The organism is Corynebacterium sp. TAE3-ERU2 (assembly GCF_019209955.1).
Taxonomy (GTDB): Bacteria; Actinomycetota; Actinomycetes; order Mycobacteriales; family Mycobacteriaceae; genus Corynebacterium; species Corynebacterium megadyptis.
In genome coordinates this window covers 492727-515174 of sequence record NZ_JAHUTL010000001.1, presented here as the reverse complement: position 1 = coordinate 515174, position 22448 = coordinate 492727, and the positions used below count along the sequence as shown (strand labels likewise).

Below are 22448 nucleotides of genomic sequence, written 5' to 3'. Positions count from 1 at the left end.
ATTTCAGACATGTGATGTGTGCAATCAAACAAGCAAAACACGATCGGACTCGCTATGCTGGGCTCAAAGTACTCTACTAAGAAAGGGCAAGGCCACATCATGTCCCAGTCCCCCAAGAAAATCGTCGTCACCGGTGCCGCCGGCCAGATCTCCTACTCCCTGCTGTGGCGCATCGCCAACGGCGATGTCTACGGCAAGGATGTTCCCGTGGAGCTGAAGCTCCTCGAGATCCCTGAGGCCGTCAAGGCCACGGAGGGCGTGGCCATGGAGCTGCTGGATTCCGCCTTCCCGCTGGTGAAGAACATCGACATCACCGATGACGCCGCTGTAGCCTTCGATGGCGCTAACGCAGCGTTCCTCGTGGGCGCCAAGCCCCGCGGCAAGGGCGAGGAGCGCTCCGCGCTGCTGCAGGCCAATGGCAAGATCTTTGGCCCGCAGGGCAAGGCTATTAACGATCACGCCGCTGATGATGTGCGCGTGCTCGTGGTGGGCAACCCGGCCAATACCAACGCCCTGATCGCCATGTCTGCCGCCAAGGACGTGCCCCACGAGCGCTTCAACGCCATGATGCGCCTGGATCACAACCGTTCCATTTCGCAGCTGGCCACCAAGCTGGACAAGGATTCCGCCGATTTCGAGAACATGGTCGTCTGGGGCAACCACTCCGCCACCCAGTTCCCGGACATCACCTACGCCACCGTGAATGGCGAGAAGGTCTCCGATCTGGTGGATCACGAGTGGTACGTCAACGAGTTCGTGCCGCGCGTGGCCAAGCGTGGTGCAGAAATTATCGAGGTGCGCGGCAAGTCCTCCGCTGCCTCCGCTGCCTCCTCCGCCATTGACCACATGCACGACTGGATCAACGGCACCAGCAGCTGGGCCTCCGCCGCGGTTCCGGGCACCGGCGCCTATGGCGTGCCCGAGGGCATCCTCGCCGGCCAGCCCACCATCTGTGAGAACGGTGAGTGGAAGATCGTCGAGGGTCTCGAGACCTCCGAGTTCCAGGCTGAGCGTATTGCCGCGAACGTCAAGGAGCTGCTCGGGGAGCGCGCCGCCGTAGAGAACGCCGGCCTGCTCTAAACCTCGTGCGCCCCAGCGGGTGCGCACTCCTGCTACCGCCAGATTCCCTTATGTGGGATCTGGCGGTTTTTGCTTGCTTCCTCCTTCTGCGGCGATGTACATTAGACAAAGTTAGCCAAACCTAAAATTAGGAGGACTAAGATGAGCGCCCCGACGCGCACCAGTGAGCTTCCGGTTGAGCGCTCGCTCAATAGCCACCACCTCTCCCCACACGAGTCCGCGGCCATTGCCGCAGCCTTCAAGGTCTTGGGTGATCCCACCCGCCTGCGCCTGCTCTCTCTCGTGGCCTCGGATAGCTCGATGTCCTCGGCACAATTGGAAGAGATTCTGGAGATTTCCCAGCCCACAGTGAGCCATCACCTCAAGAAGTTGCACGAGGTGGGGCTCATTCATCGTTATCAGCAGGGTCGGCGGGTGCGCTACACCATCAGCGATGAGCAGTTCGCCCATTTGGCTCGTTTGCTCATGCCTTAAAGGCTCGGGTGGGCGTCGATAAGCGACGGGCTAAGATGGGAGAAATACGAACGACTTCTATCTTGAAGGGGGAGTGCCAACCCGTATGGCCAACCGCAGCGAGCAGCTTCCACAAAGCTGGGACCCATCGACCGTTGAACCCGAGCTCTACCAGCGGTGGGTAGACGCCGGATACTTTACTGCGGACCCGGCCTCCGAGAAGCCGCCGTTTTCTATTGTGCTGCCGCCGCCGAATGTCACCGGCCAGCTCCACATGGGCCACGCGCTCGACCACACCCTGATGGACTCCATCGTGCGCCGCAAGCGCATGCAGGGCTATGAGGTGCTGTGGCTGCCGGGCATGGACCACGCGGGCATCGCCACCCAGACCAAGGTGGAGGCGATGCTCAAGGAGACCGAGGGCAAGGATCGCTTCGACTACAGCCGCGAGGAGTTTGTCGAGAAGGTCTGGGAGTGGAAGCGCCAATACGGCGGCACCATTACCCGCCAGATGCGCGCCATCGGTGACTCCGTGGATTGGTCCAAGGAACGCTTCACCATGGACGAGGGACTGTCCGAGGCGGTACAGACCATCTTCAAGCAGCTCTATGACGCCGGCATGATCTACCGGGCGAACCGCTTGGTCAACTGGTCGCCGGTGCTGGAGACAGCCGTGTCCGATATCGAGGTCGAGTACAAGGACGTGGAAGGCGAGCTCGTCTCCATGCGCTATGGCTCCCTCGACGATGCCGAGCCGCACGTCATTGTGGCCACCACCCGTGTAGAGACGATGCTCGGCGATGTCGCCGTGGCCGTCCACCCCGATGATGAGCGCTACCGCGATCTCGTCGGCACCACCCTGCCGCACCCCTTCCGTGATGATCTCTCCCTGCAGGTCATCGCCGATGATTATGTGGACCCGGAGTTCGGTACCGGCGCGGTGAAGATCACCCCGGCCCATGATCCCAATGACTATGAGATGGGCCTGCGCCACGATCTGGACATGCCCATCATCATGGACAAGAAGGGCCGCATCGCCGATACCGGCACCCAATTCGATGGCCTGACCCGCGAAGAGGCCCGCGTCGCCGTGCGCGAGGCGCTCGCCGCCGAGGGACGCATCGTCAAGGAAATCCGGCCCTATGTGCACTCCGTGGGCCACTCCGAGCGCAGCGGCGAGCCGATCGAGCCGCGCCTGTCCCAGCAGTGGTGGGTGAAGGTCGAGGAGCTGGCCCGCATGGCCGGCGACGCGATCCGCGAGGGAGATACCGCCGTGCACCCCACCTCCTTGGAGCCGCGCTACTTCGAGTGGGTCGACAATATGCACGATTGGTGCATCTCCCGCCAGCTGTGGTGGGGGCATCGCATCCCCATCTGGTACGGCCCCGAGGGCGATGTGCTCTGCCTCGGCCCAGGCGAGGAAGCCCCCGCCGGCTATGAGCAGGACCCCGATGTATTGGACACCTGGTTCAGCTCGGCGCTGTGGCCGTTTTCCACCATGGGTTGGCCCGCCGATACCGAGATGCTGGCCAAGTTCTATCCCACCTCGGTGCTGGTGACCGCCTATGACATCCTCTTCTTCTGGGTGGCGCGCATGATGATGTTCGGCACCTTCGCCGCCACCCAAACCGAGTTGGGTACCGCGGCGGAGGGGCGTCCGCAGATTCCCTTCCGCGACCTCTACCTGCACGGCCTGGTGCGCGATGAGCGTGGCCGCAAGATGTCGAAGTCTTTGGGCAATGGCATTGATCCGATGGAGTGGGTGGAGCGCTTCGGCGCCGATGCCCTGCGCTTCGCTCTTGCCCGCGGCGCCAACCCTGGGGTGGATTTGCCCCTGGGTGAGGATGCCGCCCAGAGCGCCCGCAACTTCTCCACCAAGCTATTCAACGCCACCCGCTTCGCCCTGATGAATGGCGCCGAGGTGGGCGAGCTGCCCGCACGCGCCGAGCTGAGCGATGCCGACCGGTGGATCCTCGACCGCCTCAACGAGGTGGTGGGCACCGTCAATCGCTATCTCGACGACTATCAATTCGCGAAGGCGAATGAGGAGCTCTACCACTTCACCTGGGACGAGCTCTGCGACTGGTACCTCGAGATCGCCAAGGTGCAGATCCCGCGCGATAACGACACCGCCAGCGAGGCCGAGCGTCACCGTGGCGCCATCACCCAGCGGGTGCTGGGCCACGCCCTCGACACCGTGCTGCGGCTGCTGCACCCCACCATGCCCTTCGTCACCGAGGTGCTGTGGACCGCGCTCACTGATGGCGAGAGCCTCGTGATCGCCTCCTGGCCGGAGGCCGAGGAGCGAGACAGCGATGAGACCGCGCAGCGCCGCATCGACGATACGGTCAAGCTCATCACCGAGATCCGCCGCTTCCGCTCCGATCAAGGCGTCAAGCCCTCGCAGAAGGTGCCGGCTCGGGTGGACTTTGCCCGCGCCGACCTCGATAACCAGCGCGAGATCATCACCTCCCTGGCGCGCCTCGATGCCCCCGGTGAGGGCTTCAATGCCAGCGCCAGCGTGGAGGTGCGCCTCAGCGCCGCCACCGTCAGCGTGGACCTCGATACCTCCGGCACCGTGGACACTGCGGCCGAGCGCAAGCGCTTGGAAAAGGATCTGAAGAACGCCGAGAAGGAACTCGAGACCACCGCGAAGAAGCTGGGCAATGAGAACTTCCTCGCCAAGGCCCCCGAGGCCGTGGTGGAGAAGATTCGCACCCGCCAGCAGGTGGCCCGCGAAGAGTTCGACCGCATTAGCAAGCGACTTGAGCAGCTCTCATGAAGGATCAGGAAGAATTCGGAGAGCTAGAACTCTCCGAGACCGGGTTGAGTTTGCCTATCGACGTCAACCAGGAGGTAGAGCAGCCAGAATCCCAGGAGATCACGCCTGCGGATATGCAGGCGCTCGCCGCCTGCGAGGCGGAGCTGGATCTGCGCTGGCCAGAAACCAAGCTGGATCCCAGCCTGGAGCGCATCGAAAAGCTCATGGATCTGCTGGGTTCGCCGCAGCGCAGCTATCCCACCATTCACGTGGCGGGCACCAATGGTAAAACCTCCACGGTGCGGATGATCGAATCCCTGCTGCGGGCGTTCCACCGGCGTACCGGCCGCACCACTAGCCCGCATCTGCAGCTGGTGACCGAGCGCATCGCCATCGACGGCCAGCCGATCCACCCGCGCGACTATGTGCGCACCTGGGAGGAGATCAAGCCCTACGTGGAGATGGTGGACGCCTCCTCGGAGGTGCCCATGTCCAAGTTCGAGGTGCTCACCGCCATGGCCTACGCCGCCTTCGCCGACGCCCCCGTGGACGTCGCCGTGGTGGAAGTGGGCATGGGCGGCCGCTGGGATGCCACCAACGTGATCAACGCGGATGTGGCCGTGATTATGCCCATCGGGGTCGATCACACGGACTATCTCGGCGACACCCTCGAGGAGATCGCCGCGGAAAAAGCTGGCATCATCAAGCCCCGCTGGGATGCCTCCGATCTACTCACCCCGCCCGATAATGTGGTGGTCGTGGGCAATCAGGAGCCGGCGGCGATGGACGTGGTGCTGCACCGCGCCGTGGAATCCGATGCCGCCGTGGCCCGCTATGGCCACGAGTGCGGCGTACTCAGCTCCACCGTGGCGGTGGGCGGCCAAGACATCAGCATCCGCGGCCTAGCTGGGGATTATGAGGATATTTTCCTGCCGCTCTCGGGTGCACACATGGCACACAATGCTGCCTGCGCTCTGGCCGCCGTGGAGGCATTCTTCGGCGCCGGTCCGGGACGCCCCCTCGATCTGAACACGGTGCGCGAGGGCTTCGGCACGGTCAGCTCCCCTGGCCGTTTGGAGCGCGTGCGCTCCACCCCGAGCGTGTTCGTCGATGCCACCCACAACCCGCACGGCGCGGCAGCACTGGCCCAGGCACTCGACCGCGACTTCAACTTCCGCCGCCTCGTCGGCGTGCTCGGGATTCTCGGAGATAAGGACGCCCGCGGCCTGATGCAGGCGGTCGAGCCGGTGCTGGATGAGGTGGTTATTACCCAGAACACCTCGCCGCGGGCCAGCGATGTCTATGAGCTCGCGGAGATCGCCCGCGAAATCTTCGGGGAAGAGCGCGTGCATGTGGCCGAGCAGCTGCCCACCGCCGTCGAGCTAGCCATCGAGTTGGCCGAAGACACCGGCGAGGTAGGGGAGATGGTCTCTGGCTCCGGTGTGGTGATTACCGGATCGGTGGTCACCGCCGGGGAGGCCCGCGCCCTGTTTGGAAAGGAACCAACATGAGCAAGAACGTGGAATATGGTCCCCTCGGTCCAGGCCATGCCCCCGATAAAGACCCCATGAAGGGTCTGCGCGGGGTGATGGCGGGCATTTTGAGCATGGAGTCCATCTCTTTGCTGCTGGTACTCACCGTGATCCTGCGCGTGGATGGCGGCTCCTATTGGACCACTTTCAACTGGGTGTATGTGAGCGCGGTCGGCGTGGCGCATATGGTGCTGGCCTTCATGATGAAAGCCCGCTGGGCGCTGCCCGCCATTTGGGTGCTCCAAATCTTCGCCCTGGCAGGGATTATCGTGCACGTGTCCATGGGCATCATGGCCGTGGTCTTCATCGTGGTGTGGGCCTATGTATTCTACCTGCGCAAGAACATTCTTGAGCGGATGCGGCGCGGCTATCTCGCCAGCCAGCACACCTAAAGCGGGGAAGACCTATGCGTAATTCCCAACGCGATCTCTATCAGCTCATCGGCCTATCGGCGCTGATCGTGGGCGCCTCGCTGCTCGGGGCGCATCCCCTCATTACCCTGGCGTTATTGGTGCTCATGCCGGTGATACTCGCCGCATGGACGCGGCATCGCCGAGAAGAGCAGCGCGGCATCATCCGGCTGTCTCGGCCGCAGCGGAAGCAGCTGGCAGAGCTCGACGATCCCGCCGCGGCCACCCGGCTCGCGTATTGGTTTCCCGGCGCCGGGGCCAAGGCGGTCAAAGCCGCCCTCGATAAGGAGCGACATGAATAAAGAAATAATCATCAGCCTCCTCGGAGTAGTCATCACTGCCATCGGGGTGGTGCTCATGCTTATCGACGGCAACTTCGGTGGCTGGATGTTTATCGCCAGCCTCATCCTGCTGGTGATCTTCGCGGTCACCTCCTGGTCGCAGTACACCCGGGCGAAGAACCCGCGCCCCGTGGAGCTCGGCGTCGAGCAGCGTCGGCATGTGCGTGAACTCAAAGCCACGGACACCGCGGCGGCCGTCAAACAGGTGCGGCGCTATGACCGCCGGGTCACCCTCCAAGAGGCCATCGACTACGTCGACGGGCTCTGACCTGCATTCACGCCGGCGTTGGGGAGGATTCTGCCCGCGCGCGATCTTGGTGCATTAGAGTAGGAAACCATGACTGAACGTACACTCATCCTGATTAAGCCCGACGGTGTGAACCGTGGACTGGTGGGCGAGATTATCGCCCGTATCGAGCGCAAAGGCCTGAAGTTCGCGGCACTGGATCTGCGCGTCGCCGATAAGGAGACCGCCGAGAAGCACTATGCCGAGCACTCCGATAAGCCTTTCTTCGGCGAGCTGGTGGACTTCATCACCTCCGCACCGCTGATCGCTGGTGTGGTGGAGGGGCCCCGCGCCATCGAGGCATGGCGCCAGCTGGCCGGCGGCACCGATCCGGTGTCCAAGGCCGCCCCGGGCTCCATCCGCGGCGACTACGCCCTGGAGGTAGCCGAGAACGTGGTGCACGGCTCCGACTCTCCCGAGTCCGCCGAGCGTGAGATCTCCATCTGGTTCCCGAACCTCTAAACCCCGCGCTTCATACATAACAGCCCTCCCCGCCGCTTGGCGGGAAGGGCTGTTGGCGTATGCGGGCTAATCCAGTGCAGCGCGGATGGCCTCCACCGACGCCCGGGCATCGCCGAGCAGCATATCGGTGTTGTCTTTGTAGAACAGCGGATTGGGCACTCCGGCGTAGCCGGCGCCCATGGAGCGTTTGAATACCACCACCCGTTGTGCCTCCCATACTTTGAGCACCGGCATGCCGGCAATCGGGGAGCCCGGCTCATAAGCAATGGGATTGACGGTGTCATTAGCGCCGATCACCAACACCACATCCACATCAGCGAAGTCATCATTGACTTCGTCCATCTCCAGCACGATGTCATAGGGCACCTTGGCCTCGGCGAGAAGGACGTTCATATGCCCGGGTAGACGCCCCGCCACGGGGTGAATGCCGAAGCGTACCTCCACGCCACGCTCCCGCAGGGCAGCGGTGAGCGCGGCCACCGGGTACTGGGCTTGGGCCACCGCCATGCCATAGCCCGGGGTGATCATCACTGTGCGTGCCGTGGCCAGCAGCTGCGCCACCTCCTCGGGGGTGGTTTCCGTATGTGCACCCATGTCCTGCTGCGCCCCAGAGCTGGCCGATTCGGCACCAAAACCGCCGAGGATCACCGAGATGAAGGAGCGATTCATCGCCTGACACATGATGTAGGAGAGATAGGCACCAGAGGAACCGACGAGCGCACCGACAATAATGAGCAGGTTATTGCTCAGCATGAAGCCGGCGGCTGCGGCCGCCCATCCCGAGTAGGAGTTGAGCATGGACACCACCACGGGCATATCGCCGCCGCCGATCGCTGCCACCAAGTGCAGGCCGAGGATGAGCGCGAGGATGGTCACCAGCAGCAGCGCCATCCATGCCCACACCGAGTGGGACTCGCCGATGCGGATAAATACCACCGTCGCCAGCAGCGCGAGTACCACGATCGCGAGGTTGATCATATTGCGGCCGGGCAGCTCCAGCGGTGCACCCTTCATGCGTGCGGAGAGCTTGAGATAGGCCACGATGGAGCCGGTGAAGGTGACGGCACCGATAAAGATGCCCACGCTCACCTCGCCCAAGTGGAAGCCCAGCATATCCGCGGGCACGGCATGGGCGTGCAGGTAGGAATTGAATCCGATGAGCACCGCGGCGAGACCCACGAAGCTGTGCAGGGCGGCGATGAGCTCGGGCATGCCGGTCATCTCCACCTTATTCGCCCGTACCCAGCCGATGAGCCCGCCGAGCGCCATGGCCAGGACCACCAGCAGCAGCGTGACCACGGGAGAGCGGTAGTGGACGGGGTCGGCGGTGGAGTTCATCAGTGCCTGGGCGATGGTGGCAAGTACCGCAATGGCCATGCCGAGGGCGCCGAAGCGATTACCGCGGGCCGCGGTGCTTTGTCGCGATAGTCCCGCGAGCGCGAGAATAAAGAGCAGCGCCGCCGCCAGATACGCGACCTGAGTGATGCGTTCGATAAGAAGTGCGCTATCCATTGTCTACCCCTCCTGCCGGAACATGGTGAGCATGCGGGAGGTCACGTGGAACCCGCCGAAAATATTGATCGAGGCCACCATGATGGCCACAAAGGACAAGGCCGATACCAGCACATTCGTGGATCCCACTTGCAGGATCGCGCCGAGAATCACAATGCCGGAGATCGCATTGGTCTCACTCATCAGTGGTGTGTGCAGCGAGTGTGTGACTGCGGTGATCACATAAAAGCCCACCACGATCGCGAGCAGCAGCACGATATAGTGCGAGGCCACCGCGAGTGGACTCGACAGTACTAATGCCACTGCCGCCACCGCGCCGAGGAGATACCAGAGGCGAGAAGACGCCGTCTTCGGTTCTTCTGCAGGTTCTGCTGGCGCCGGTTCCGCTGCGGGCGCCTGCGGCGTGTGGGATACCGTTACCGGAGGCGGCGGCCAGTAGATCTGGTTGTCGTGAGTGACGGTGATGGCGCGGATAATCTCATCCTCAAGATCCAAGGCAATCTGGCCGTTGCGCTCGGGGCAGAGCAGGCCGAGGAGATTGACGATATTTTGGCCATAGAGCTGGCTGGCCTGCGCGGGCAGGCGGCCCGCGAGATCCTTGAAGCCTAAGATGGTGACCCCGCCGGCTGTGGTCACAACCTCACCGGGGCGGGTGAGCTCGCAGTTGCCGCCACTGGCGGCGGCCATATCCACGATCACACTGCCGGGAGCCATCTGTGCCACATCCTCACCCCGCAGCAGGATAGGGGCGCGCCGGCCCGGGATGCTGGCGGTGGTAATGACGATATCGGCGCCGGCGGCTTCGCGGGCGTAGAGCTGAGCGGCGGCCTCGGCCTGGGCGGAGGTCATCTCCTTGGCATAGCCATCCGTGGAGGTCTCCGCAGCCACGGGGATGGGCACAAACTCTGCCCCCATGGACTCCACTTGTTCGGCCGTTTCGGGGCGCAGATCAGTAGCGCGCACAATTGCGCCCATCGAGTGGGCGGTGCCGATAGCGGCAAGCCCCGCCACGCCCGCGCCGATGACGTAGACGGTGGCCGGCGGCATCTTACCGGCGGCGGTGACTTGGCCGGTGAAGAGCCGGCCAAAGGCGGTGGCCGCCTCAATCACGGCGCGATAGCCGGCAATATTGGCCATGGAGGAGAGGACATCCATGGACTGGGCGCGAGAGATGCGGGGAATAGCGTCCATAGCGAGCGCGGTGATGCCGCGTTCGCTCAGATACGTCAGTACATCCTCATTGCGGGCGGGGTCCATGCGGGCGATGAGCGTGGCCCCCGACCGCAGGGCGCTGAGTGATTCTTTGTCCGGGGTATCGAGACACGTGACGATGTCTGCATGCCAGACGTCCTCTCCCACCAGCTGTGCCCCAGCCTGCTCATACAGCTCGTCCGGATAGGCGCTGGCCACACCGGCGCCCCGCTGAACCTGCACCTCAAAACCCTTTTTTAAGAGCTTGGCGACGGTATCAGGGGTGGCGGAGACGAGGGGCTGTGCGGGATCGGTCTCCCGCGGGATACCTATCAGCATGACGCTGTTTCTCCTCACCTTGATGCAACGTGTTGAATTTCTCTTTAGATTAACGCGGGCGTGAAGGGGATCCCTACCCCGCTAGCTGTGTTACCTGCCACACATGTGTTCGGTTCGGGCGATCTGCAACGCCGGGCCGGTCTAACTCCAAGGGTGGGCTCGGGGATGTGCCACAATAGGAAGACGGAGATTTCACCAAGCAATAACTTCACACCGAACTTTCATCCCCATCTGAATCGCGCGTGGTCGAGCAGAGCTCCCTCGCGGATTCGCATAAAGGAGTAGAACGTGGCCGAAAAGCCCAACACAACTGAACTTGATATCAACCAGCTGGGGGAGCGAACCCGAGTCTTTGCCATGGCGAAGATGCTGGGAATGAGCTCCAAGGAACTCATCATTGAGCTGGACAAGATCGGACTGGTCAAGGTGGCGCAGTCCTCGCTCACCAAGGACGAGGCCGCCCAGCTGCTCGAGGCCCTCCGCAGCGACACCCCAGGTCCGGAGCCCGAGAACGGGGAGGAATCCCCGGAGGTGCGGATCCGTAAGCGCGTGGAAAACAACGTGAAAAACGAGATCAGCCAGATCGAAGAAAAGGTGGACAAGCAGCTCGCGAGCTATGCCTCTGAGGAGCTCCTCGAGGAGATCGTCCCCGAGATCACCCCAGCGCCGGAGGATCCCTCCGCCGCAGCAGCGCCCATGCCGCTGTTCATCCCTCCCGCCGTCGACGCCGCCACCCCGGAGGAGGACGCACCGGCCGCGGAGAAGGAGAAGCCGCGTCGCGAGGACAAGCCGCGCGAGCGCAAGTCCCGCAAGTCGAATGAGGACAAGCGCGAGGATAAGCCGGCAAAGTCCAAGAAGTCGCCGCAGAAGGACGCCGATCCCGAACCGATTGATGAGCCCAAGGCCATCAAGGGCTCGACCCGTTTGGAGGCGCAGCGTCGCCGCCGGAGTGAGCGTCGAGAAGCGCGCAAGAATGAACGCCATATCGTCAGCGAGGCCGAGTTCCTGGCGCGCCGCGAGTCCGTGGAGCGCACCATGGTGGTGCGGGAGAAGGAACGCACCGATCACCCAGGACGGGTGACGCAGGTGGGCGTGCTGGAAGACGGCATGCTGGTGGAACATTTCGTGACCTCCGATACCCAGTCCTCGATGGTGGGCAATATCTATCTGGGCCGCGTCCAAAATGTGCTGCCCAGCATGGAGGCCGCGTTCATCGACATCGGCAAGGGCCGCAATGGTGTGCTCTACGCCGGTGAGGTGGATTGGCGCGCCGCTGGTCTCGGCGGGCGTCGTCGCACCATCGAACACGCTCTCAAGAGCGGCGATCAGGTGCTCGTGCAGGTGGTGAAGGACCCGATCGGGCACAAGGGTGCACGCCTCTCCACCCAGATCTCGCTGGCCGGTCGATTCTTGGTGTATGTCCCGGGTGGTCGTACCGCAGGTATTTCCCGCAAGCTGCCCGCCCCGGAGCGGGCACGGCTGAAGGACATTCTCAAGCGCGTTGTTCCCGAGCAGGGTGGGGCCATCATCCGCACCGCTGCGGAAGGGGTGAGCGAGGAGGCCATCGCTGCTGATGTGGCCCGCCTGCACGCCCAGTGGGAGCAGATCGATGAGCGCACCAAGAAGGAGAAGTCCTCTAAGGGTGCGAAGCCGGTCGCCATGTATGAAGAGCCCAACATGCTGGTGAAGGTGATCCGCGACCTCTTCAATGAAGACTTCTCCCACCTCGTGGTGGATGGTTCGAAGGCGTGGAATACCGTCTACGCCTATGTGCACTCCGTGGCCTCCGATCTGGAGGATCGCATGGAAAAGTATGACCCCAACAAACACGGTGGGGTGGATGCCTTCGAGCACTACCGCGTGGATGAGCAGCTCTCCAAGGCCCTCTCCCGCAAGGTGTGGCTGCCGTCTGGCGGCACCCTGGTGATCGATCGCACCGAAGCCATGACCGTGGTGGATGTGAACACCGGAAAGTTCACCGGCACCGGCGGCAATCTTGAGGAGACCGTCACCCAGAACAACCTCGAGGCTGCGGAGGAGATCGTGCGCCAAATGCGCCTGCGTGACCTCGGCGGCATGATCGTGGTGGACTTCATCGATATGGTCCTGCCCGAGAACCAGGATCTCGTGCTGCGCCGCCTCAAGGAGGCACTGGGCCGGGACCGTACCCGCCACCAGGTGTCCGAGGTGACCTCGCTGGGTCTGGTGCAGATGACCCGCAAGAAGCTGGGTACCGGGCTGCTCGATACCTTTGCCACCGAGTGTGAGCACTGCGATGGCCGTGGCCTGATTATTCACACCGACCCGGTCGAGCAGAGCGAGCAGCCGACGCGCAAGCCGCGCCGCCGCGGCGATAAGGGCGAGAAGTCCGATCGCTCCGAGCGTCGTGAGAAGAACGAGAAGAACGACAAGCAGGACAAGAAGCACTCCTCCCACGATCCGGCTTCGCACCCCGCAGCCCTCGCGATGCACCGCGAGGAGGAGTCGGAGAAGAGCATCGAGGAGCTTGCCGACGCCGTCATCTCGCTCAATTCCCAAGCGGATAACGCGGAGGACTCGGCGGAGAACGCTGAGCGCGAAGAGAAATCCGAGAAGCGTCAGCGCCGCGGCCGTCGCCGCAGCACCAAGCGCACGAACACGAAGCGTTCTGCTGATAATAAGGACTCTGCCCAAGCTGAGGAGCCGGCCAAGAAGAAGCGTTCCGAGAAGAAGCGCTCCGAAGAGAGCAGCGCCGAGGATGTACAGGCCATCGCCGCCAAGGCGGTTCACACCGCCGATGCGGAAGACCCGGACGAGCCCTCGGGTGCGGACTACACCCCGGCCAGCTTCGACGAGGCTATGGCGGAGTTCGAACGCTCCCCGCGCCGCAAGCGCGCTACCCGCGGGAACTCCCGCTCGGATCACGCGCCCAAGCGCGAGGACTTCGAGCCTGCCCAGCCCAGCGCTGACAAGGCCGAGGAGACCGAGGACGCAGCGGAGTCGCGTGACTCACGCGACTCCGGTGATGGTTCCCGTCGCCAGTCCTCGCGGCGTAGCCGCGGCGGCAGGCGCCGTAGCTCCACGCGGGGCGCTCGCTCCGAGGAGAACCGTAGCCCCGCACCGCAGTCTGAGCCGGCCCCCGAGTCGCAGCAGCAGGCGGATAAGGACGAGTCCGAGGACTCCTCCCCGCGGCGCCGACGTGGTCGTCGCCGGGTGGTGCGCAAGAACAGCCGTGCGGAGCAGGCACCCGCGAAGGAGCAGGCGCCGGAGAAGCGCCAGTCCGAGAAGCGACAGCCGGAGAAGCGCCAGTCCGAGCAGCGCCAGGCGGCGTCGACAAGCAAGGGCCGGAGGCGTCGCGCGACACGCCGGAGCACAAACAAAAAGTAGCGGTTTGTGTTTTGCTAGCCGATAAAGGTAGTCTTGGACAGTCGCTGTTCGCAGTGCGTTCAGCATGAAATAAAGTACAAGTCCTTAAATCGGGCGCCTTGAGTGCCCGAGCCGAGTTTTTAGAAAAAGGGGTAGCCCTCCTATGTACGCGATCGTCAAGACCGGCGGCAAGCAGTACAAGGTTGCCGAAGGTGACCTCGTCAAGGTCGAGAAGATCGAGGGTGAGCCGGGTTCGTCCGTGGCTCTCACCCCGGTTCTTCTCGTCGACGGCGCCGATGTGACCACCGACGCCGACAAGCTTGCCAAGGTGGAAGTTTCCGCGGAGATTATCGAGCACGTCAAGGGCCCGAAGATCCGTAACCTGAAGTACAAGAACAAGAGCCGTTACATGAAGCGTCAGGGTCACCGTCAGAACCTGACCGTTATCAAGATTAGCGGCATCAAGTAGGCCGAGAAGGCTTAAAGGAGAAAAACCGTCATGGCACACAAGAAGGGTGCATCCAGCTCCAGCAACGGTCGTGACTCCGAAGCAAAGCGCCTCGGCGTGAAGCGCTTCGGCGGCCAGAAGGTGAACGCAGGCGAGATCCTCATCCGTCAGCGCGGCACCAAGTTCCACCCCGGCGAGAACGTCGGCCGCGGTGGCGACGATACCCTGTTCGCTCTTGCAGCAGGCTCCGTCGAGTTCACCACCAAGCGCAACCGTCGCATGGTGAACATCGTTCCGACCGAAGCTGCCTAAAGCTTGTAGAGCTTCAGATCTAAGCCGCTTGTTTCCCCGCACGGGGAGGCAGGCGGCTTTAATCTTTCTCGGGTGGGCTACGCGCGGCGTTAGGGCCGGCATGAAGGTGCGGCCCGTGCTCTCCGGAACGGGGATCGTGTGGATTGCTGCGGCTGTGAGTTACAATCAGGTGCTTAATCTTCCTCGATCTAAAGGACCACATGAACCGTTTCGTAGACCGCGTTGTACTGCACCTGCAGGCTGGTGACGGCGGGCATGGCTGTGCTTCTGTGCACCGCGAAAAGTTCAAGCCCCTCGGCGGGCCGGATGGCGGCAATGGCGGGCACGGTGGAGACATCATCCTTGAGGTCTCTGACCAAGCCCACACCCTGCTCGATTTCCACTATCGCCCCCACCTGAAGGCCTCCCGCGGCAATAATGGCGCCGGCGATCACCGCAATGGCGCCCGCGGTGAGGACCTCGTGCTCGAGGTGCCGCCGGGCACTGTTGTGCTCAATGAGGACGGCGAGGTGCTGGCGGATCTGGTGGCCGTGGGTACCCGCTTCGTGGCCGCCTCGGGCGGCTTCGGTGGTCTCGGCAATGCGGCGCTGGCTAATAAGCAGCGCAAGGCCCCGGGCTTTGCGCTGAAGGGCGAGCCGGGGGAGCAACGCGATCTGATCCTGGAGCTCAAGTCCATGGCAGACGTGGGGCTCGTGGGCTTTCCCTCTGCCGGTAAGTCGTCGTTGATTTCGGTGCTCTCCGCGGCGCGGCCCAAGATTGGCGATTACCCCTTTACCACCCTGCAGCCCAATCTTGGGGTGGTGGACATGGGCAATGATTCCTTCACCATCGCGGATGTTCCGGGGCTGATCCCGGGCGCCTCCGAGGGCAAGGGCCTTGGTCTGGACTTTTTGCGCCATATCGAACGCACCGCCGTGCTCGCCCATGTGGTGGACCTTGCCACGCTCGAGCCGGGGCGCGATCCGGTCTCAGATATCGAGGCGCTGGAAAATGAGCTGGCCGCCTACCAGTCGGTGCTCGACCATGACACCGGCTTGGGCGATCTGCGCGAACGCCCCCGCGTTATCATCTTGAATAAGGCCGATATCCCCGAGGCGCGGGAGCTGGCCGAGTTTGTGATGGAGGATCTCCGCGAGGCCTTCGGCTGGCCGGTATTCATCATCTCTGCCGTGGCGCATCAGGGCCTCGACCCGCTGCGCTATCGCCTCATGGAGCTGGTGAAGGAACACCGGAAGAAGCATCCCAAGCAGCGCCAACAGCGCACCGTGGTGCGCCCCGTTGCGGTGGACGCCCATAAGAAGGATGATTTCCGCGTGGTGGCCGATCCGAATAACCCCGGCGGCTACGAGGTGCTGGGCGAAAAGCCGCGCCGCTGGATTCAACAAACCGACTTCGAGAACGATGAGGCGGTGGGCTATCTCGCGGATCGTCTGGCCAAGTTGGGTGTAGAGGACGCCCTGTATAAGATGGGCGCTCGCGAGGGAGCCGAGGTGACCATTGGTGAGATCACCTTCGAGTGGGAGCCGCTGACCACCGCTGGTGTCAGTGACTCCGGTTCCCCAGCCACCGCCCGTGGCACCGATGCCCGCATTGGGCGTTCCACCCGTTCTACTGCCGCAGAGCGTAAGCGCGCCTCCCAGGCGCGCCGCGGCCTGATCGATGAGTTCGACTTTGGTGACGAAGAAGCCTCCCGCGACCGCTGGGAGGGTTAGGAATAGATGAACGAAGACACACTGCTGCCCACTACTCCCTATGCCCTGCAGGACACCCCATCGGCTGAGTTCCCGCCCGCCGGAATACCGGAGACGGTGCTCGACGAACCCGCTGGAGAAGGACTGCGTGGGGAGATTGCCAAGGCCAAGAAGATCGTGGTCAAGCTGGGCAGCTCCTCGGTGACAGACGAGAACTATGCGGTCTCGGCGGAGAAGATCAACCGTTTCGTGGACGCCTGCCAAGCCCGCATGGAAGCCGGCACCGATGTCATTATCGTCAGTTCCGGTGCGGTGGCCGCCGGTATGGCCCCCATGGGGCTGAAAAGCCGGCCGGGGGATCTGGCCACCAAGCAGGCGGCCGCCTCGGTAGGCCAGGTGCACTTGGCCTATCAGTGGGGTCGCTCCTTCGCCCGCTATGGCCGCACCACCGGCCAGGTGCTGCTCACCGCCTCCGACGCGGCGGAGCGTTCCCGCGCCCGCAACGCCCAGCGCACCGTGGAGCGGCTGCGGCAGCTGCGCTGTGTGCCCATCATCAACGAAAACGATACGGTGGCTACCTCCGAGCTGCGCTTCGGCGACAATGATCGCCTCGCCGCGATCGTCGCCCACCTCATCAGGGCCGATGCGCTGGTGCTGCTCTCGGATGTGGATGGTCTCTATGATCGCAACCCCGCCGAGCCCGGAGCGAAGTTCGTCTCCGATGTCACTGGGCCGGAGGATCTCGCAGGTGTTGTGGCCGGCGACGGCGGCAAAGTGGGTACCGGCGGCATGGCCTCTAAGGTCTCGGCGGCCCGGCTCGCCTCCCGCGGCGGTATCCCCGTCCTGCTCGCCAGCGCCGATAATATCGGCCCGGCACTCGCCTCCGCCCAGGTGGGCACGGTATTCCACCCGGAGCAGGGACGTTTGAAGGCCTGGAACTTCTGGGCGCTCTATGCCGCAGATGTCTCTGGCGTGGTGCGCGTGGACGAGGGCGCGGCGCGCGTGGTGCAGCGTGGCGGCTCCTCGCTCTTGGCCGTGGGCATCACCGAGGTGGATGGCGAGTTCCGCTCCGGCGATATTGTGGAAATTCAGGACCCCAAGGGCACCACCATTGCCCGCGGCGAGGTTTCCTATGATGCCAAGACCCTGCACGGAATGCTGGGCAAGCACACCCACGAGCTGCCGGAGGGCATGAAGCGACCGGTAATCCACGCGGATTACCTGTCGAGCTATTCCTCACATGCGTAGTGTGGGGTGCATGAAATATGCAATGGGACCGACGCACTGGGACACCGTAGAAGAACAACTCGCTGCCGTCGGTGGTGAATTGACCGAGGATCTCTCCGAGGCAGAGCTGCTCGTGTATAACGGCTCGGCCGAGGATTTTCCCGAGCTGCCCGACTCCGTGAAGTGGGTGCAGTTTGGGCTCGCCGGTATCGATGCCTACTTCACGCATGGCGTTATCGATGGCTCGCGCCGCTACTCTAATTGCTCCGGCACCTTCGCCCGCCCAGTGGCGGAGTCCGCCGTGGCGCTCCTGCTGGCCCAATTGCACCAGCACACCCCGGTGGCCCGCGCCCAGTCGTGGAGCTGCCAAAAACAGGTGGATAGCGCCACCCGCTGGCTCTTCGATAGCACCGTGAGCATCATCGGTGCCGGTGGTATCGGCCGCGAGCTGGTGCCCATGCTCAAAGGCTTCGGCTGCACTGTCCTCGCGGTCAATAATTCCGGTAACCCCGTGGAGGGGGCCGATAAGACCTATTCCTCGGAGCATCGCGATGAGGTGCTGTCCTCCTCGGACGCGGTGATTCTCGCCGCCCCGCTCACAGACGACACCCACCACATGATCAACGAGCGCACCTTAAAGCTCATGCCCGAGCATGCGGTGCTCATCAACGTTGGCCGTGGCCCGCTCGTAGATAGCGACGCCCTGGTGGATGCCCTCAATCGTGGGGAGATCGCCGGCGCCGGACTCGATGTGACCGAGCCGGAGCCGCTGCCGGATGGCCACCCCCTATGGGAGATGGAGCAGGTAGTGATCACCCCTCATACCGCCAATACGAAGGACTCGATCCGCCGGCTGATTGCTCCCCAGATCGTGGAGAATTTCACCGCCTATCAGGCGGGGGAGGCCATGCCCACCGAGGTGACGGTGGATCAGGGCTATTAGTGGCCTGCCGGGCTGCTGTGGCTGCGAGATGGCGTCGTCAAGCGTCAGTGCACGCTACAGTTGTGAGCTATGAACGCTAATACAACGACTATGGACCTAGCCCGCGCCGCGCGTGAGGCAAGCACGAGCATCGCGCAGCTGCGCACCCCGGCGAAGGATGAGGTGCTGCTGGCGGCCGCCGCGGCCCTCGAAGAGCGCGCCGAGGAGATTATTGACGCCAATGAGCGCGACCTAGAACGGGAACGCGCCGCCGGCACCTCGGAGGCGCTGCTCGACCGCCTCGCCCTGAGCACCGAGCGCATTAGCGGCATCGCCGATGGCCTCCGCCAAGTGGCGGCACTGAGCGATCCTGTCGGGGAGATCACCCGCGGCCACACCCTGCCGAATGGGCTGGTACTCAGCCAGGTGCGGGTGCCGCTCGGAGTGATTGGCATGGTGTACGAGGCACGCCCCAATGTCACCGTTGATGCCTTTGGCCTCTGCCTGAAGTCCGGCAACGTGGCGCTGCTGCGCGGCTCTAAGTCTGCGGTGGAATCCAACCGGGCGCTGGTGGCCATCCTGCAGGATGTGCTCGCCGCGCATGATCTGCCGCGTGCAGCCGCGCAGCTGGTGCCCTGCGAGAGCCGCGAGAGCGTCACGGAACTGATCACTGCCCGTGGGCTGGTGGATCTGGTGATCCCGCGGGGCGGGGCCGGCCTGATCAATGCTGTGGTCACCGGCGCCACGGTGCCCACCATCGAAACCGGCACCGGCAACTGCCACCTCTATATTGATGCCTCGGCAGATCTGGAGCAGGCCATCGCCCTGCTACTCAATGGCAAAACCCGTCGGGTGAGCGTGTGCAACGCCACCGAGACCGTGCTTATCGACGCCGCCCTCGACACCTCCAGCCGCCGCGCCATCATCGACGCCCTGGTGGCTGCCGGGGTGCGCGTGCACGCCGATGAGCAGCTGCTGGAGCTCAATGATGAGGCCGTGGCCGCCACGGCAGAGGACCTGGACACCGAGTATCTCTCCATGGACATCACCGCCGTGGTAGTGGAGGGTGTCGCTGGGGCGATCGAGCACATCCGCGCCCACTCCTCGGGCCACACCGAGGCCATTGCCGCCCAAGACAGCGGCGTGGTGGAGCGCTTCGGCCGCGAAGTGGACGCCGCGGCTGTGATGCTCAACGCCTCTACCGCTTTTACCGATGGCGAGCAGTTCGGCTTCGGCGCGGAGATCGGAATTTCTACCCAGAAGCTGCACGCCCGCGGCCCCGTGGGGCTGCCGGAGCTGACCTCCACCAAGTGGATTGTGCGTGGGGAAGGCCACACCCGCCCGTGAGCGCCCCTGCACGTATCGGAATCATGGGTGGCACCTTCGACCCGATTCACCACGGCCACCTCGTGGCCGCCAGCGAAGTGGCCGATCGTTTCCAGCTGGACCAGGTGCTCTTTGTGCCCACCGGCCAGCCCTGGCAAAAAGCAGGGCGCGATGTCTCTGATGCGGAGGATCGCTACCTGATGACGGTGATCGCCACCGCCTCCAATCCACGCTTCGCGACCTCACGGGTGGATATCGACCGCGGTGGAAGCACCTATACCATCGACACCCTGCATGATCTGCGGGAACAGTTTCCCCGCGCCGAGCTCTTCTTTATTACCGGCGCGGATGCCTTGGCGAAGATCGTCACCTGGCGGGACTGGGAAGAGATGTTTAATCTCGCGCACTTCGTGGGGGTGAGCCGCCCCGGCTATGAGCTGGAGGAGGATATTCTTCCCGAAGTCGATCATGAGCACCTGTCCATCGTGGAAATTCCCGCAATGGCGATCAGCTCCACCGATTGCCGCGCCCGGGCGCGGGCCGGCCGGCCGGTCTGGTACCTTGTGCCGGATGGAGTGGTGCAATACATAGCCAAGCGGCAGCTCTACCGGCCCGAGGGGCGGGATCGCCTATCGCAGCCGTCCTATGAGGGCGCGGGCGCTGCCGAGGACGGCGCGGGCCGCGCGGGCGCGGAAACTCACGCCGAGGGCAGTCGATAGATTACGGTAGAAGAAGAATTTTAAAGGAGTTTTATTAAGTGACAGCACGAGAATCCGCCATTAAGTACGCGTCGATTGCAGCGCTTGCCGCCAGCGAGAAGCTGGCCGAAGAGATCGCCGTGATCGATGTGTCCGAGCGCCTCGCCATTACCGAGTGTTTTGTGATCGCCAGCGCCGATAACGAGCGCCAGGTCAGCGCCATCGTGGAGGAGGTGGAGGACCAGCTGGCCAAGGCTGGCCGGAACCACCCCACGCGCCGCGAAGGTACCCGTGAGGGACGCTGGGCGCTGCTGGATTATGAAGACATCGTGGTCCACATCTTCCGCGGGCCCGAGCGCCAGTTCTACGGCCTCGATCGTCTCTGGGCGGACTGTCCGCTGGTAGACGTCGAGGGTTTGGAAACGCTCACCCGCCCCGAGGACTGGGGCGACGAGGTGGATATCCGCGAGGTCAACGACATCGGACAGATCCCGCTCGCCGGCGAGGATCCCTCCGAGAACGAAATCTAGCGCGATGGGCCGACGACTCGTCCTGCTACGCCACGGAGAGACCGAATATAACGCCACCGCTCGCATGCAAGGCCAGCTCGATACGAAGCTCAGCGAGCGTGGTGTGATTCAGGCGCGCCAAGCCGCCCGCTATCTATCGGGGCTGAACTTCGTGCGCGTGGTCTGCTCTGATTTGCAGCGCGCCCACGATACGGCGCGGGAAGTCGCCACACTGCTGGACGTTCCCCTCATCACCGATGAGCGGCTGCGCGAAACCCATCTCGGGGAGTGGCAGGGCAAAACCCACGCGGAGATCGACGCCGCCACCCCTGGGGCGCGCGCCCGCTGGCGCCATGATGTGTCCTGGGCGCCGCCGGGTGGGGAAACCCGCCTTGAGGTCGCCGCCCGGGCGCGGGCCGTAGTGGATGAGGCCATGGCCGAGGTAGAGGAGTGGGAAGACAAGTCCATTCTGTGTGTCGCCCACGGCGGCACGATCAACGCGCTCACCGGCTCGCTGCTCGGCTTCGCCACGGCCGAGGAATTCTCCCGGCTGTCCACCGTGTCTAATACCTGCTGGGCACAGCTACAGGCCCGCCCGCACTATGACCCCAGTTCCCCCCAGCCGCAGTCCTTCACCGCCGATAATCTGGACAACGCCCAGTGGTATCTCGAGGGATGGAACGTGGGTGTGACCCCGGGGCTGACGGTGTGTGAAAGCACGCATCCATGACGGTGCGCATCGTCACCGACTCCACCGCCTGCCTGCCGCCCGCGCTCGCGGAGCAGCTCGGCATCACGGTGGTAGACATTCACGTCACCCACTCGGACAAAGACCGCACCACCGCGGGGCTATCCGCGCTCGAGCTCGTGGCCGCCTATGCCCGCCAGCTAGAACGCGGCGGCGACGAGGGCGTGCTCGCCCTGCACATGTCCAAGGAGATCTCCTCCACATGGTCTGCGGCCGTCACCGCCGCCGGGGTATTTGAGGATAGCCGCGTCCGCGTGCTCGACACCGAATCCTTGGGGCCCACCATTGGTATTGCCTGTATTGCCGCTGCCCTCAAGGCCCGCGAGGGCGCCGATCTTGATGCCTGCTATGACGCCGCTTTGGAGGTGCTCGAGCATTCCGAGGTGTGGTTTTATGTGCACAAGATCGATGAGCTGCGCAAGTCTGGGCGTCTCTCGGCCGCCAATGTGCTCTTTTCTGCCACGCTCGCGATCCGCCCGCTCATGCATCTCAAACAGGGCCGCATCGAGATCGCCGCAAAAACCCGTACCCAAGCCAAGGCGCTAGCGAAGCTCGCCGAGGTCGTGGAGCTGTATTGCTGCGAGGAACCGGCGGTGGTGACGGTGCTGCACCACGAGGCCCGCGAATCCGCCCGCCAGCTGGCCATTCACATCGTGGAGCGCATCCACGTTGATTCCACGGTGCGGCTGGATCGCCTCGAACCGGCCCTCGCCACCCACACTGGGCCGGGCACCATAGCGGTGAGCGTGACTCGCGGCAACCCCAGCGCCGTCATCGAGGCCCTAGCTGTGGAAAACGAACTGTAGTCCACAGCCCGCACCGCACGCTTATCGACGCCACCTCGCCCGCCACCTA

21 protein-coding genes are annotated in these 22448 nt (G+C 63.8%); 19 read left to right on the top strand and 2 right to left on the bottom strand.

Annotated elements, in window-relative coordinates; translation table 11 throughout:
* Positions 1–99: 99 nt before the first annotated feature.
* From KRX12_RS02240 to ndk, 8 genes are all read left to right on the top strand, one after another.
* Complete coding sequence (locus KRX12_RS02240) at positions 100–1080, top strand: malate dehydrogenase (RefSeq protein ID WP_218365554.1); 981 nt, start codon at positions 100–102, stop codon at positions 1078–1080.
* Between the two features lie 141 nt (positions 1081–1221).
* Positions 1222–1554, top strand: a complete 333-nt coding sequence (locus KRX12_RS02235) for a helix-turn-helix transcriptional regulator (RefSeq protein WP_151640884.1) — start codon at positions 1222–1224, stop codon at positions 1552–1554.
* A gap of 85 nt (positions 1555–1639) precedes the next feature.
* Complete coding sequence (locus tag KRX12_RS02230; protein ID WP_218365553.1) at positions 1640–4315, top strand: valine--tRNA ligase; 2676 nt, start codon at positions 1640–1642, stop codon at positions 4313–4315.
* Positions 4312–5805 (top strand): folylpolyglutamate synthase/dihydrofolate synthase family protein, encoded by a 1494-nt coding sequence (locus tag KRX12_RS02225; RefSeq protein ID WP_218364164.1) that lies wholly within the window; start codon positions 4312–4314, stop codon positions 5803–5805. The genes KRX12_RS02230 and KRX12_RS02225 overlap by 4 nt, the downstream gene beginning before the upstream one ends.
* A complete protein-coding gene (locus KRX12_RS02220) occupies positions 5802–6218 on the top strand; it encodes a DUF4233 domain-containing protein (protein ID WP_218364163.1) in 417 nt (138 codons plus the stop codon). Before KRX12_RS02225 ends, KRX12_RS02220 begins: the two co-directional genes overlap by 4 nt.
* Before the next feature lie 14 nt (positions 6219–6232).
* Positions 6233–6538 (top strand): hypothetical protein, encoded by a 306-nt coding sequence (locus KRX12_RS02215; protein WP_218364162.1) that lies wholly within the window; start codon positions 6233–6235, stop codon positions 6536–6538.
* Positions 6531–6845: a hypothetical protein gene (locus KRX12_RS02210; protein WP_218365552.1), complete on the top strand. Its 315-nt coding sequence runs from the start codon at positions 6531–6533 to the stop codon at positions 6843–6845. The genes KRX12_RS02215 and KRX12_RS02210 overlap by 8 nt, the downstream gene beginning before the upstream one ends.
* Positions 6846–6914: 69 nt before the next feature.
* Complete coding sequence (gene ndk, locus KRX12_RS02205) at positions 6915–7325, top strand: nucleoside-diphosphate kinase (protein ID WP_151529114.1); 411 nt, start codon at positions 6915–6917, stop codon at positions 7323–7325.
* Positions 7326–7391: 66 nt separating this feature from the next.
* Here the strand turns inward: ndk and pntB are convergent, their stop codons facing one another.
* Both pntB and KRX12_RS02195 read right to left on the bottom strand, forming a co-directional pair.
* Positions 7392–8837, bottom strand: a complete 1446-nt coding sequence (gene pntB, locus KRX12_RS02200) for a Re/Si-specific NAD(P)(+) transhydrogenase subunit beta (protein WP_218364160.1) — start codon at positions 8835–8837, stop codon at positions 7392–7394.
* A 3-nt stretch (positions 8838–8840) separates the two neighbouring features.
* The gene (locus KRX12_RS02195) at positions 8841–10367 is read right to left on the bottom strand and encodes a Re/Si-specific NAD(P)(+) transhydrogenase subunit alpha (RefSeq protein WP_218365551.1); all 1527 of its coding nucleotides are present in this window, start codon (positions 10365–10367) and stop codon (positions 8841–8843) included.
* Between the two features lie 288 nt (positions 10368–10655).
* Between KRX12_RS02195 and KRX12_RS02190 the strand changes: the two genes are divergently transcribed.
* The 11 genes from KRX12_RS02190 to KRX12_RS02140 all read left to right on the top strand — a co-directional run bounded on the left by KRX12_RS02190 (position 10656) and on the right by KRX12_RS02140 (position 22399).
* Complete coding sequence (locus KRX12_RS02190) at positions 10656–13733, top strand: translation initiation factor IF-2 N-terminal domain-containing protein (protein WP_218365550.1); 3078 nt, start codon at positions 10656–10658, stop codon at positions 13731–13733.
* 142 nt (positions 13734–13875) lie between these two features.
* Positions 13876–14181 carry a 50S ribosomal protein L21 gene (gene rplU, locus KRX12_RS02185; protein WP_151549321.1) on the top strand — a complete coding sequence of 102 codons (306 nt, stop codon included), beginning with the start codon at positions 13876–13878 and terminating at the stop codon, positions 14179–14181.
* Positions 14182–14211: 30 nt separating this feature from the next.
* Complete coding sequence (rpmA, locus tag KRX12_RS02180) at positions 14212–14472, top strand: 50S ribosomal protein L27 (protein ID WP_151529119.1); 261 nt, start codon at positions 14212–14214, stop codon at positions 14470–14472.
* A gap of 200 nt (positions 14473–14672) precedes the next feature.
* Entirely contained in the window at positions 14673–16184 is a 1512-nt protein-coding gene (obgE, locus tag KRX12_RS02175) for a GTPase ObgE (RefSeq protein WP_151549320.1), read from the top strand.
* 6 nt (positions 16185–16190) lie between these two features.
* Positions 16191–17411 (top strand): glutamate 5-kinase, encoded by a 1221-nt coding sequence (gene proB / locus KRX12_RS02170; RefSeq protein WP_218365549.1) that lies wholly within the window; start codon positions 16191–16193, stop codon positions 17409–17411.
* Positions 17412–17421: 10 nt separating this feature from the next.
* Positions 17422–18333, top strand: a complete 912-nt coding sequence (locus KRX12_RS02165) for a D-isomer specific 2-hydroxyacid dehydrogenase family protein (protein WP_218365548.1) — start codon at positions 17422–17424, stop codon at positions 18331–18333.
* 69 nt (positions 18334–18402) lie between these two features.
* Positions 18403–19659 (top strand): glutamate-5-semialdehyde dehydrogenase, encoded by a 1257-nt coding sequence (locus tag KRX12_RS02160; protein WP_218365547.1) that lies wholly within the window; start codon positions 18403–18405, stop codon positions 19657–19659.
* A complete protein-coding gene (gene nadD / locus KRX12_RS02155) occupies positions 19656–20357 on the top strand; it encodes a nicotinate-nucleotide adenylyltransferase (protein ID WP_151549316.1) in 702 nt (233 codons plus the stop codon). Before KRX12_RS02160 ends, nadD begins: the two co-directional genes overlap by 4 nt.
* 38 nt (positions 20358–20395) lie before the next feature.
* Complete coding sequence (gene rsfS / locus KRX12_RS02150; RefSeq protein WP_151529125.1) at positions 20396–20866, top strand: ribosome silencing factor; 471 nt, start codon at positions 20396–20398, stop codon at positions 20864–20866.
* Positions 20867–20870: 4 nt separating this feature from the next.
* On the top strand, positions 20871–21575 hold the full coding sequence (locus KRX12_RS02145) for a histidine phosphatase family protein (RefSeq protein ID WP_218365546.1): 705 nt from the start codon (positions 20871–20873) through the stop codon (positions 21573–21575).
* Positions 21572–22399 carry a DegV family protein gene (locus KRX12_RS02140; protein ID WP_218364146.1) on the top strand — a complete coding sequence of 276 codons (828 nt, stop codon included), beginning with the start codon at positions 21572–21574 and terminating at the stop codon, positions 22397–22399. Before KRX12_RS02145 ends, KRX12_RS02140 begins: the two co-directional genes overlap by 4 nt.
* The last annotated feature ends 49 nt before the right edge of the window (positions 22400–22448 follow it).

Coding starts and splice junctions, on each gene's coding strand:
- KRX12_RS02240 (WP_218365554.1), top strand. CDS start 100: ATGTCCCAGTCCCCCAAGAAAATCGTCGTCACCGGTGCCGCCGGCCAG.
- KRX12_RS02235 (WP_151640884.1), top strand. CDS start 1,222: ATGAGCGCCCCGACGCGCACCAGTGAGCTTCCGGTTGAGCGCTCGCTC.
- KRX12_RS02230 (WP_218365553.1), top strand. CDS start 1,640: ATGGCCAACCGCAGCGAGCAGCTTCCACAAAGCTGGGACCCATCGACC.
- KRX12_RS02225 (WP_218364164.1), top strand. CDS start 4,312: ATGAAGGATCAGGAAGAATTCGGAGAGCTAGAACTCTCCGAGACCGGG.
- KRX12_RS02220 (WP_218364163.1), top strand. CDS start 5,802: ATGAGCAAGAACGTGGAATATGGTCCCCTCGGTCCAGGCCATGCCCCC.
- KRX12_RS02215 (WP_218364162.1), top strand. CDS start 6,233: ATGCGTAATTCCCAACGCGATCTCTATCAGCTCATCGGCCTATCGGCG.
- KRX12_RS02210 (WP_218365552.1), top strand. CDS start 6,531: ATGAATAAAGAAATAATCATCAGCCTCCTCGGAGTAGTCATCACTGCC.
- ndk (WP_151529114.1), top strand. CDS start 6,915: ATGACTGAACGTACACTCATCCTGATTAAGCCCGACGGTGTGAACCGT.
- pntB (WP_218364160.1), bottom strand. CDS start 8,837: ATGGATAGCGCACTTCTTATCGAACGCATCACTCAGGTCGCGTATCTG.
- KRX12_RS02195 (WP_218365551.1), bottom strand. CDS start 10,367: ATGCTGATAGGTATCCCGCGGGAGACCGATCCCGCACAGCCCCTCGTC.
- rplU (WP_151549321.1), top strand. CDS start 13,876: ATGTACGCGATCGTCAAGACCGGCGGCAAGCAGTACAAGGTTGCCGAA.
- rpmA (WP_151529119.1), top strand. CDS start 14,212: ATGGCACACAAGAAGGGTGCATCCAGCTCCAGCAACGGTCGTGACTCC.
- obgE (WP_151549320.1), top strand. CDS start 14,673: ATGAACCGTTTCGTAGACCGCGTTGTACTGCACCTGCAGGCTGGTGAC.
- proB (WP_218365549.1), top strand. CDS start 16,191: ATGAACGAAGACACACTGCTGCCCACTACTCCCTATGCCCTGCAGGAC.
- KRX12_RS02165 (WP_218365548.1), top strand. CDS start 17,422: ATGAAATATGCAATGGGACCGACGCACTGGGACACCGTAGAAGAACAA.
- KRX12_RS02160 (WP_218365547.1), top strand. CDS start 18,403: ATGAACGCTAATACAACGACTATGGACCTAGCCCGCGCCGCGCGTGAG.
- KRX12_RS02145 (WP_218365546.1), top strand. CDS start 20,871: ATGGGCCGACGACTCGTCCTGCTACGCCACGGAGAGACCGAATATAAC.
- KRX12_RS02140 (WP_218364146.1), top strand. CDS start 21,572: ATGACGGTGCGCATCGTCACCGACTCCACCGCCTGCCTGCCGCCCGCG.